Genomic DNA, 11,852 nt, shown 5'->3' on the forward strand with positions numbered 1-11,852 from the left:
ATGGACGCTCTACTCCTGCCGTTAATCGTCTTCTGCCCCCTTCTCGCGGCTGGAATCCTGTTCGTTTCAGCCGGCCGCATGCCTGCGCGCGCCTCCTGCATGATCGGTGCCGGGTCGGTCGGGCTCTCGGCCCTGCTTGCCGGCCGGCTCGCTGCCAGCTTCCTGGCGGCTCCCCTACCCGCCGGTACCCTGCATATGGCGCTTTGGTCGTGGATGCGGGTCGAAGGCTTCAGCACCCGGATCGCATTCGCCCTCGACCCGCTCTCGCTGGTCATGATGCTGGTCGTCACCGGCGTCGGGTTCCTGATCCTGCTTTACGCCTGCGGCTATATGCACGACGACCCCGACATCGCGCGCTTCTTCGGCTGCATGACCCTGTTCGTCGCGGCAATGCTGGTCCTGGTCTTCTCGTCGGACCTGCTGAGCCTGTATATCGGCTGGGAGGGCGTGGGGATCTGCTCCTATCTCCTGATCGGCTTCTGGCATACCGACACCGCCAACGTCGTCGCCGCGCGCAAGGCCTTCATCGTCACGCGCATCGGCGACGCGGCGATGCTCTGCGGCCTCCTGCTGCTTGCCACCCAGGCCAGCACGCTGGATATCGCGGCCCTGCTGCACATCGTAGCCACCGGTCCGGCCCAGTTGCTGCCGGCAACGGCCGCTTTCCTGTTGCTGGGGGGCGCCGCCGCCAAATCCGCGCAGGTGCCGCTCCAGACCTGGCTGCCCGACGCCATGGCCGGACCGACCCCGGTCTCCGCCCTGATCCATGCCGCGACCATGGTCACCGCCGGCGTCTATCTGATCGCACGCCTGCACCCCCTGTTCATGGCGGTCCCCGTCGCGATGAAAGCCGTCGCGCTGGTCGGATTGATCACATTGCTGCTGGCCGCCGGCAGTGCCCTGGTACAGACCGACATCAAGCGTATCCTCGCCTATTCGACCATGAGCCAGATCGGCTACATGTTCCTCGCCCTCGGCTCCGGCGCCTGGCAGGCGGCAATCTTCCATCTGGTCACCCACGCCTTCTTCAAGGCCCTGCTGTTCATGGCGGCCGGCGCGGTCATCCTGCGCGTCCATCACCGGCAGGATATCTACCAGATGGGCGGACTGGCACCCGCCATGCCGGTCGTGTTCTCCGCTTTCCTGGCGGGTGCTGCGGCATTGGCCGGCCTGCCGTTGCTGACGGCCGGCTTCTACAGCAAGGAGATGATTCTCCAAGGCGCGTGGCACGCCAATCCCCTGCTCTGGGCCGGCGCCCTGCTCGGTGCCTTCGCAACGGCGATCTATATCTTCCGCTGCGTCTTCATCGTGTTCCTCGGAACCCGGCACACGGAGCCTACGGGCCGCACCGGCGCGACGATGGCCATTCCCCTCGCCTGCCTCGCCATTCTCGCACTGGCGGGTGGATGGATGGAAATGCCCGACACCATCGCCCCGGTGCATCTCCTGTCGCACCTCCTGTCGCCCCTGTTCGGCACAGCGACGGCCGAGGGCCCCTCCTGGCTGTTGTGGGCAGGCTCGCTGGTGCCGCTCGCCGGTGTCGGCGTGGCATGGCTATTGTGGCGCCCCCGCACGCAGGCACGAACGGCGCCGGAGGATGCAATCGCCCGCCTGGCACGCACCGGCTGGGGATTCGACACGCTCTATGACACGCTGCTCGTGCGCCCGTTCATCACGCTCGGCCGACTGAACCAGAGCGATCTATGCGACCGCCTGTCCGACGCCACGGCGGCGACCACCCGCGCCGGCAGCCGGATGCTCAGCCGCATGCAAAGCGGGCAGGTCCGCCGCTATGCCGGCTGGATCGCGGCGGGCACGGTCGTGGCCCTGTGCCTGGGCATCCGGCCATGATCGCGCTTCCCGCCCTCATCCTGCTGCCGGCAACCGGTGGCCTCACCGCGTGGCTGTCCGACCGGGGCAGACAGGCATCGTCCCTGTCCTGGTGGGTTGCGATCACGACCATCCTGTTGCAGGCGCTGCTGCTGCTCTTCATCACCTGCACGGCCGAATGGGGCCACGGCCCATGGCTCGCCCATTTCTCCACACCCTGGATTCCGGCGCTGGGCATCGCCGCGCGCATGGACATGGACGGTCTGAGTCTCGTGATGCTGTGGCTGACGACCCTCCTGTCCTTTCCCTGCGTGATCCTCTCGGCACGCGACGTCGGTGAGCAGCCGGGTCTCTTCCATCTGCTGCTTCTCGCGACGATCGCCGGCATCAATGGCGTCTTCCTGGCCACCGACCTGTTCCTGTTCTTCTTCTTCTGGGAACTGATGCTGGTACCGATGTATGTGCTGATCCTGCAATGGGGGCATGAGGACCGGCGCCGCGCCGCCATCAAGTTCTTCCTGTTCACGCAGGGCAGCGGCCTGCTGATGCTGGTCGCCATCCTGGGCCTCGTCATCCTGCACCAGCACGCCACGGGCATCGTCACCTTCGATTACTTCGTCCTGGCCGACACGCCCCTGATGCCGACAACCGCCATGGTTCTGATGCTGGGCTTCTTCGTCGCCTTCGCCGTCAAGCTGCCGGTGGTGCCGCTGCATGTCTGGCTGCCCGATACCCATACCCAGGCCCCTACCGCCGGCAGCGTGCTGCTGGCCGGCATCCTGCTGAAAACCGGCGGCTACGGGCTGATCCGTTTCGTCGCCCTGCTGTTCCCCGAGGCTGCGGCCCGGTTCGCGCCCGTGGCCCTCGCACTGGGCGTGGCCGGCATCCTGTACGGCGCGTGGCTGTCACTGGCACAGGACGACATGAAGCGGCTGATCGCCTACAGCAGCGTGAGCCATCTGGGCTTCGTGCTGTTGGGCATCTTCTCCGGCTCACCCATGGGCATGCGCGGCGCAGTTGTGCAGATGGTGGCGCACGGGCTGAGCACCGGCGCCCTGTTCGTCATCGCCGGCTCGCTGCAGGACCGGCTGCACACGCGCGACATGCGGCGCATGGGCGGCCTGTGGCAGGCCCTGCCGCATCTCTCTTCCGTCGGCCTGTTCTTCGCCATCGCATCGCTCGGCCTGCCCGGCATGGGCAATTTCGTGGGCGAGTTCCTGACCCTGCTTGCTACCTGGCGCGTCAGCCCGCCGATGGCAATTCTCGGCACCGCAGGGCTGGTACTCTCGGCCGTCTATTCCCTCACCATGGTCGGCCGCGCCTTCCTGGGCCCGCCCCATGCAGGCCAGGGGACTATCCACACGCCACCGCCGGCTGATTTCGGCCCTCGGCAAATGACGGTGCTGAGCCTCACCATGGCCCTTCTGCTGTTGCTGGGCACCTATCCCCAGCCGGTCCTGGACCTGTCATTACCGGCGCCCGCCCACGCCACGCCGCAGCCGGAGGGCCTCCACCCATGACCACCCTGCTTTCGGGTCTGCCACCCTCACTGCCGATCCTGAGCGGCGGCATCGCACTCCTGCTGCTGTGCATCGCGTGGCGCCGATCCGAAGGACGCGCCATCGTCATCGCGCTGGCAACGCTGCTCCTGGCCTTTGCCAGCCTGTGGTGGCCCCTCCTCCCCTGGCCGGGCGATCCTATGGGCATGCTGTTCGTACCCGACGGATGGTTCACCTACATTGCCGCGCTCATCCTGCTATCCTCGACCGCCACCATGATCATGGCATGGCGGGAGACCGGCACGTCTTCCGACGAATTCTACCTGCTGCTGCTGCTCGGCACACTCGGCGCGCTGGTCATGGCCGGCAGCGCGGACATGGTGATCTTCTTCCTGGGGCTGGAGACACTGAGCCTGTCTCTGCTGGGCCTGATCGCCTGGCGCCGCACCCATCCCACGGCTGACGAAGCCGCGATCAAATATCTGATCCTGGCCGGCCTCTCATCGGCGATCCTCCTGTTCGGCCTCGCACTGTCCCACGCCGACAGCGGCAGCCTGCGTTTTGCAGCACCCTCCCTGGAGGGGCCGGAAGGGCCGGCCCTTCCCCTGGCGGCAACGGCTCTGGTGCTGACCGGACTATTCTTCAAGCTTTCGGCCGTGCCCTTCCACACCTGGCTCCCCGACGTCATGGAGGGCGCCCCCACACCGGTCGCGTCCTTTATCGCCGTCACCTCCAAGATTGCCCTCTTCGCGGCACTGGCACGCTATTTCGCAGGGGCCGATCTGCTCCGCCCCGACGCCGCAGGCACGGAACTCGCCATCGTCGCCTTACTGAGCATGTTCGGCGGAAACCTGCTGGCACTGGGGCAAAACAATCTCAAGCGCCTGCTGGCCGGGTCGTCCATCGCGCATGTCGGCTACCTGCTGCTCGCCCTTCTGTCTCCCGGGCCGTTCGGCCTCGCCAGCGCCGCCATCTACCTGGCGGCATACGCGGCCGCGACCTCCGGCGCATTCGCGGCACTCGGCGGCGCATCCGTCCCTGCCGACATCGCCGGCTGGCGCGGCATGTTCCGCCATCGCCCCGCCTTGGCATTCGCCATGGCCATCATGCTGATTTCATTGGCAGGCATCCCACCAGCCATCGGATTTTTCGCCAAGACCTATATCGTCATCGCCGGCGTGTCGGCGCGCCGGATCGTGCTGCTGGTCGCGCTCGTCGCAAGCAGCATCATCGGGCTCTATTATTACCTGAATGTCGTGCGCGCGATGATGGAACCGGCCCCGGAAGAGCACCGCGCGGCACGCGGCACACCCGCAAATGCCGGCCTGATCGCCATCCTGGCCATCGTTACCGTCCTGGCCGGACTCTTTCCCGAGACGCTCGTCCGACAGACCCATTCGCTCCTGCGTCCCGCGCCCATCATGCGCGAAGCCAGCCTGCGCCCCGCGGCGCCTCACGACATCCTGTACAGGGAATGAGCGGATGCCGCACCCGCACCCTGTCTTTTTCCATTGCGCTTCCCATCTGAGCGATACGGACAGGTCCGCGACGCACACGCCACATCAATAATCCGAAAAAAGGGACACGACGTCATGACCGCCACCGTTCTCCAGGCCCTGGAAAACAAGGACCGCCATCTCTTCACTGTGCATGAAGACACACCAATCCGCGAAATCGCCAGCCTGATGACGCGGAACCGGATCGGCGCCGTTCCCGTGCTCGACGAGCACACCCATCTCCGCGGCCTGGTATCGGAACGCGACCTCGTCGCCGCGCTGGCCGGCCACGGCATGGACGTGGCTCATCTGGCGGCCCACGACATCATGACCCGCAACGTACCGACGACAACGCTGGATGAACAGATCCTGAAGGTCGGGCGCAAGATGACCGATTGCCGGGCACGTCATCTCCCCATTATCGACAACGGTGCCGTCATCGGGATCGTGAGCATCGGCGACATCGTGAAATTCCGTGTGGACGAAGCCGAACGCCTGGCATCTGCGATGCAGGATTACGTCTGGCGCAACGATCACGGCTCGGTCGGACATTGAAAGACTGAACGGCCATTCCAAACGGCCCACTGGCAGCACACCCCAGCAGGGGTAAATTTTTTCTTATTACATATAAGAAACAACAAAACAACCAAGTTTCCCCGCACCATTGAATGTGACATTGCACGTCTTTTCTTTCATTTTATTTCTAAATAATAACAACGAATGTCACACGCGATATATATGCAACAATGTTTGTGCCCCGAACAAATTCGTTGCAGACAACATGATTTTGTATTGAAACGAAACCGCGATCCGCCTCACGTTATCTCGATAACGTAGCAAATGGCGCGGGAGCACAGTAATTCTATGACCCTAAGGCGAAGCCTGATCGCAGCTACCATTCTTGCCATCCAGTGCGACGTCGCCAGCGCGATCGCTCAGACCGCCACGACATCCGCAGCCTCCACAACCGGCCACCGCACTGCCACGAAGAGCCGGAAAGTGACCAGCACGCCCGCCGTTTCCGCCGGGGCGCCCCCCGCTCCCATTCCCGCTGCAGCTCCCTATCAGGCACCGCCCGATGCGGGCGAAGCCGTGATCGTGACCGGCACCCACGACAGCAACCGCCACGCCCGCCAGAGTACTTCGCCGGTCTCGGTCGTGACCGCGGCCACCCTGACCCGTTCAGGACAATTGAACCTGGCTGACGCGCTGACGCGCACCTATGCCTCCATCAACATCCAGGCCAAAGGCAGCGACACCGCAGCCCTCACCTCCTCGATCCGCATGCGTGGCCTCAACCCCAATCAGGTTCTCGTCCTGGTCGATGGCAAGCGCCGTCACGTGACAGCCAACATTATCCAGAATTCCGGTCCGAGCTTCGGCGCAACCGGCGTCGACCTGAACATGATCCCCGCCAACATGATCGATCATATCGAGGTTCTGGAAGATGGCGCGGCGGCCATGTACGGCTCGGACGCCATCGCCGGCGTGGTCAACATCATCACCAAGAAGACCAGCCACGGCCTCAACGTTTCGGCGCAGACCGGCGCGAACGCCTATAACGGCGACGGCTGGCAATATCAGGTCAACGCCGATGGCGGGTTCAAGCTCGGCAATGATGGCTATATGCATCTGAGCGGACAGGTCTACCATACCGACCATTTCGTTCCGAAAGGTACCAAGGACCACCGTCTTCTCGGCTACTGGCCACAAGGGGCCACCACCAGCGGCTATTATAACGGCATCGTGGCCAACCCGCTCAAACTTCCCCTCGACTCGAACAAGATCATGAGCACGCCGGAAGAAACGCGCGAGAATCTGGGCATCGATTTCGGAAAACCGATCGGCGAGAAGGTCGATTTCTACGGGCAGATCACCTACGGCCACCGTCATGCGGAAGCGATCCAGAACTACCGCATTCCGACCATCGCGCCGACGCTCTACCCCGCCGGCTTCTCGCCTTTGGAAACGATCGAGGAAAATGACTACGCGGCCATGCTCGGCATCAAGGGCCACGATTTCCTCGGGTTCGACTGGGACCTCAGCACCCAGTATGGCGCAGATGAAGACAATATCGGCAACAAGCACACAGCCAATCCGGGGCTGCTGAGCAGCCGATGCAACAATGGTAACGTCGCGAACATCTCAACCACCGGCTGCGGCTATTCGCCGACCACAGTACACACCCAGAGCTACCGCAACGCCCAGTGGACCAACAATCTGGACTTCCGGCGGCATATCGACATCTTTCACACCGTACCGATGACCCTGGCCTTTGGCGGCGAACATCGCCTGGAAACCTACGAAATCGTGGCCGGCGAACCCGCCTCCTACGAAGTCGGCGGCACGCAGGGCTATGTCGGCATCGCGCCGCAAAGCGCCGGCAACTGGAGCCGCGACATCTGGGCCGCCTATATCGACGGCGATTTCCGTCTCCTGAAGAACTGGGATCTCGATTTCGCGGGACGTTTCGAGCATTATACCGATGTCGGCAATACCCAGAACGGTAAGGTCTCGACCCGCTACGACATCACGAAGCGGATTGCCTTACGTGGCACCATCAGCACGGGCTTCCGCGCCCCCACGATGGCGGAACAGCATTTCAGCACCATGAGCGTCAGCCCGACAGGTGCGGCCGGCCTGCTCCCCGTCAGCTCCGCCGCGGCCGCGCTTCTCGGTGCCCAGCCGCTGAAACCGGAATATTCGGTCAATGCCAGCGGCGGCCTCGTCGTCGAACCGGTTGATGGCTTTCATGTCGAAGCGGACGTCTACCAGATCAACCTCCGCAACCGTATCGGCCAGGGCGGCGTGACCAAGGGGCTGACCGCGATCAATGCGATCCAGGCGATGGGCTATGTCCTGCCGGTCAACGATATCGATCCGCAGAACGTCTCGGCCTATTATTTCGCCAATATCGGCAGTACACGGACTCAGGGCCTCGACATCAAGGCCGACTACACGTTCCACCTGCACCGTTACGGCAATCTGATGCTCTCCATGGCGCTGGACCTGAACCGCACACGCCTGCATCATGCCGCCACAGATGCGAATGGCAGGTCCTTGCTCAATGCCCAGACTATAGGATATCTCACGACCGCCTATCCGCGCAGCAAGATCATCCTGAATGCCTATTATACAATCGGGAAATGGGACATCAACGTCCGCCAGACCCGATACGGCGAGACGACGGATATGATGACCTATCAGGACTGGACGAACGGCGCGCTCACCTGCGCCAGCGGCGGCGCCCTGCGCTACTCCAATTCGTGCTTCGGCCAGTTCAAGAACACGCCGCGCTGGCTGACGGATCTCGAAATCGGCTATCGTTTCGACCGTCACTGGCATTTCGCGATTGGCGCGAATAACGTCTTCAATGTGCGCCCGCGCCGGCTGCCCGATATCCTCAATAGCGGCGGCACCGCCGTGTATGACGCCAGCTCGTCGCAGGTCCCTATCACGGGTGGGTATTATTATGGGCGCGTGAATGCCACATTCTGACATCCGTTCCTGCGGATGCAAGGGAGGGGCATAATGCCCTTCCCCGGCGCTATTTTTTCACTAGGCTTCGTGCATGACCAATCGAAACAGAAATATCGGGCGGAGGCATCTTGTCGCCGGCGCCTCCGCCTCCAGTCTCGTCGGGGCACTCGCTGGCAGCCGCCTCCTCCATGCCCAGACCCCACCTGTCTCTCCAGCTCAGGCTTTCACGCCACAAAAGCCGCGTATCAGGCTTCAGCCATTCGACCTGCGTGCCGATCAGATCACCGACATCAAGGTCTGCCTGCGCCCTTTCCGTCCGATGGGGCCGCGCTTTGATGTCGAACGCGTGGGGAACAAACTCGTTTTCCATAATTACGGGCACGGTGGCAGCGGGTGGTCCCTTTCCTGGGGGTCGGCGAGCCTGGTGGTCGAGAAGGTCTCCACCACCCTGCAACGCAAAGTCGCGGTGATCGGCTGCGGCATCATAGGCCTCACCACCGCCCTGACGGCGCAACGCGCCGGATTCGACGTCACGATCTATACCAAGGACCTCCTGCCCCGGACCCGCTCGGTTCGTGCCAATGGTAGCTGGACACCGGATTCCCGTATTTCCCTGACGGCACCCGCAGGGCCGGGCTTCGCCGATCTGTGGGAAAAGATGGCGCGGATATCATGGGCCACCTACCGCGACTATCTCGGCCTTCCCGGTAACCCTGTCGAATTCATCGAACATTTTGTGCTGTCCGACCGGCCGTTCAACACACCCCACGAGGAAGGTCCGGATGGTCGCACGGGCGATTATGCATCCACCGGCATGCCCCAGCATGGCACGGAGTTCGCGCGCTATTCGGATCGCATCAAGGATATCGTGCCGACGGCTGAAGAGCTACATCCGTCGGAAAATCCCTTTGCCGCCCCCTATGCCAAGCGCAACACCCTCATGCTCTACAATTTCGCCTCCTATGGGCATCTGCTGATGTCGGAATTCTTCCAGGCAGGCGGGCATGTCGTAATCCGGGAGTTCCACGACCCCAGCGAACTGACTTCCTTGCCGGAGAAGGTCATCATCAATTGCCCCGGCTATGCGGCACGCGACTGGTGGAACGACAAGAGCCTGATCCCCGTCAGGGGGCAGACCGCCTGGTTGCCCCCCCGTCCGGACCTCCCGTACGGCCTGCATTATCAGGGCGCCTCAGCAGTCTCAAAGACGGATGGACTGATGGTTCAGGCATACGACCTGAATAACGAAGGAGAAATGGGCAGCATCGGAAATTCCTTCGAACATCCGGACCGTTCCGAATCGGAACGGGCCATCAAGGTTCTGGCAGACCTATTCGCCCGTTCGCCCCTTTCGGAAGGCTGACTCATGCCCCGCAAGTTTTTTTTTCGCCTCATGCGTTCAGGCCCGTTGGGCGCAATGGCCCTGTACGTAGCCTCCGCCTCCCCGCTTCACGCCGCCAGGCCCGCGGCCTCCTCGATTCCGTCATTCTCTGCCGAGCAGGCGCAAAGCGGAGCGGATCTCTACCAGAGAGCCTGCGCCATGTGCCACGGTGCCGATCTGAGTGGAAATTTCCAGACACCGTCCCTCAAAGGACGGCTGGTGGCAAGCTGGGCCGGAATTCCCCTTTCGCGCCTGACGGGCTATATCCAACGTGCCATGCCACTGATGGCTCCCGGCACGCTGTCGCCGGAAGATGCCACCGCCCTGGTCGCGTTTCTCATGCGTGAAAACGGCGCGTCTCCAGCCAAGACCGCATTACCGGTCACGGAAAAACGTCAGGCATCCCTCAAATTTCCCGCATTGGCCATACAGCCCGACACATCGCCCTCAAAATAGACCACGCATAAAAACGGGGCTGTATCCGTAACCCACATGAACGGATACAGCCCCACCACATTCCGGCGAGGCGGCCCAATGGCCCACCCGCCCGCGTTTCAACCGATGAGAATCAGGCGAAGACCCTGTCGGTCGCCGCACAGAATTTCTTCATCTCATCAGCCGATCCGACCGTAATACGCGACATATTGGGCCAGATCGGCCAGCTCCGACCGATATCGATCCCCTGCGTGGCGTACTGCTCCTTCACATGGCGGGCAGGCTGGTTCCAGTTCACCAAGAACATGTTGGCATTGCTGGGGATGAACGCGATCTTGCGCTGCTGGCCGTTCGCTACCCCCACAATCACCGGTGATGGGGTTCGCTCCATCACCAGGCTGATGATCGCGGATCCACAGGTCACTCCCCTGATAAACCACTACAAGACACCCCTCCCCGCCGACCGCCTGGACCATGTCCCCGCATCCGGCGAAAGGGTCGTTCTCGGCACGGTCGCCTCCCTGCGCGTCGACGGGCGTTATGAAAATGCCATGCGACTGAACATTCCGGATCTCGAACAGAAGGTCGAGGCCATCGCACATTCGATGAACGGCTGCCATTTTGGCCGCCTGGACGGACGCTTCAGCAGCGAAGACGCCCTAAATCGGCGAGAATTCAAGATTATCGAGCTCAATGGTGCCGGATCGGAAGCCAGCGAATTCCGGGACCCGACACTGAGCCTGTGGCGGCCTATCGCGGCGTCTTCGCCAAACAGAAAACCCTGTTCGAGCTGGCGGCCGAAATGCGTAATGCCGGCCACATCCCAATCGGCATCGCTCCTCTCTTTCGCACACGCTACGGCAATTGAGATTGATACGCCACTACCCCCGTCAAGTTGAGGGGCAACCAAACAGATCGGACTTAGCCCAAACCCATCAGGGCCTGAAGCTCCCGGTTTCGATCAGGTTTTTCACGGCCAAACCACGCATGCGCGCGCCCGAAGAGTCATTCATGTGGCGGGTGAACAATCCGAACCATGAAGCGTTATCAGGACAACCACTCCCGGAGTCCCCACGATGCTGACCCTTCTCGTGATCATCCTCATCCTCTTCGCCATCGGCGGCGGCGGTTACGGCATTCGCTCCGGCTGGTATGGCGGCCCGCGAAGCACGGGGTTCAACGGGCTCGGCCTGTTGCCGATCATCGTAATCATCATTGCGCTGTTCCTGCTCTTCCGCGGCACAGGCGGCCCATGAACCCGCTGGGAGAAGCGGAGATTGATTTGATCAGATCACGGAACATGAAAACAAAAAAAGCCCGGTTCTGCGTAATAGAATGGGCTTTTTGAATTCCATGATTGCCGGGCAAGACAATCAACGATACTTGCGATTTCTGGCCCGCGAGATATCGCGCCTCGCACATGACAAGAATAAAGATGCCAGAACGCACTCAATCAGAATCCATACCGTAGGCATGTTGCCTCCACATGATCGCATAATCCAATATATTGAGACGGTTCGGCATGTCTGAAGCCATATTCCTCGCCGAGGGCCAGACGGCCCCCTATCCGATCCTGACGACGATGCGCGATTTCCCCGCCCTCTACGAGGCGCGGTTGCGGCCCGAGGCCTTTGTGCCGGATGTCGACCTCCATGCCGCATTGGCGGACTCCGCCGCCCTCCAGGGCCACCGCCCGGTAGACGAGGACATCTGATCATGGAGGACAGGCCG

General features: G+C 62.4%; 11 protein-coding genes. 10 read left to right on the top strand and 1 reads right to left on the bottom strand.

All coding sequences use genetic code 11. The features are described 5' to 3' along the window. From nuoL to HLH36_RS06430, 7 genes are all read left to right on the top strand, one after another. Complete coding sequence (gene nuoL / locus HLH36_RS06400; protein WP_182985598.1) at window positions 1-1,851, top strand: NADH-quinone oxidoreductase subunit L; 1,851 nt, start codon at window positions 1-3, stop codon at window positions 1,849-1,851. After that, a complete protein-coding gene (locus tag HLH36_RS06405; RefSeq protein ID WP_182985599.1) occupies window positions 1,848-3,350 on the top strand; it encodes a complex I subunit 4 family protein in 1,503 nt (500 codons plus the stop codon). Before nuoL ends, HLH36_RS06405 begins: the two co-directional genes overlap by 4 nt. Then, a complete protein-coding gene (locus HLH36_RS06410; protein WP_182985600.1) occupies window positions 3,347-4,807 on the top strand; it encodes an NADH-quinone oxidoreductase subunit N in 1,461 nt (486 codons plus the stop codon). Before HLH36_RS06405 ends, HLH36_RS06410 begins: the two co-directional genes overlap by 4 nt. A gap of 114 nt (window positions 4,808-4,921) precedes the next feature. After that, entirely contained in the window at window positions 4,922-5,380 is a 459-nt protein-coding gene (locus HLH36_RS06415; protein ID WP_182985601.1) for a CBS domain-containing protein, read from the top strand. 309 nt (window positions 5,381-5,689) lie between these two features. Beyond that, a complete protein-coding gene (locus HLH36_RS06420) occupies window positions 5,690-8,323 on the top strand; it encodes a TonB-dependent receptor plug domain-containing protein (RefSeq protein WP_182985602.1) in 2,634 nt (877 codons plus the stop codon). 73 nt (window positions 8,324-8,396) lie between these two features. Continuing rightward, window positions 8,397-9,668, top strand: coding sequence for an FAD-dependent oxidoreductase (locus tag HLH36_RS06425; protein ID WP_220792726.1), 1,272 nt, complete (start codon window positions 8,397-8,399; stop codon window positions 9,666-9,668). Between the two features lie 3 nt (window positions 9,669-9,671). After that, the gene (locus HLH36_RS06430; protein ID WP_182985603.1) at window positions 9,672-10,142 is read left to right on the top strand and encodes a c-type cytochrome; all 471 of its coding nucleotides are present in this window, start codon (window positions 9,672-9,674) and stop codon (window positions 10,140-10,142) included. A gap of 112 nt (window positions 10,143-10,254) precedes the next feature. Here the strand turns inward: HLH36_RS06430 and HLH36_RS06435 are convergent, their stop codons facing one another. Next, the gene (locus HLH36_RS06435; protein WP_182985604.1) at window positions 10,255-10,515 is read right to left on the bottom strand and encodes a hypothetical protein; all 261 of its coding nucleotides are present in this window, start codon (window positions 10,513-10,515) and stop codon (window positions 10,255-10,257) included. A 7-nt stretch (window positions 10,516-10,522) separates the two neighbouring features. Here HLH36_RS06435 and HLH36_RS06440 point away from each other — a divergent pair, with 7 nt between their 5' ends. The 3 genes from HLH36_RS06440 (at window position 10,523) to HLH36_RS06450 (ending at window position 11,835) form a co-directional block, all read left to right on the top strand. Then, window positions 10,523-11,020, top strand: coding sequence for a hypothetical protein (locus tag HLH36_RS06440; protein ID WP_182985605.1), 498 nt, complete (start codon window positions 10,523-10,525; stop codon window positions 11,018-11,020). 177 nt (window positions 11,021-11,197) lie between these two features. Further along, window positions 11,198-11,377 (top strand): hypothetical protein, encoded by a 180-nt coding sequence (locus HLH36_RS06445; RefSeq protein ID WP_182965099.1) that lies wholly within the window; start codon window positions 11,198-11,200, stop codon window positions 11,375-11,377. Window positions 11,378-11,643: 266 nt separating this feature from the next. Beyond that, the gene (locus HLH36_RS06450) at window positions 11,644-11,835 is read left to right on the top strand and encodes a hypothetical protein (RefSeq protein WP_182985606.1); all 192 of its coding nucleotides are present in this window, start codon (window positions 11,644-11,646) and stop codon (window positions 11,833-11,835) included. Window positions 11,836-11,852: the final 17 nt, after the last annotated feature.

Source organism: Gluconacetobacter aggeris (genome assembly GCF_014174395.1).
GTDB classification, from domain to species: domain Bacteria; phylum Pseudomonadota; class Alphaproteobacteria; order Acetobacterales; family Acetobacteraceae; genus Gluconacetobacter; species Gluconacetobacter aggeris.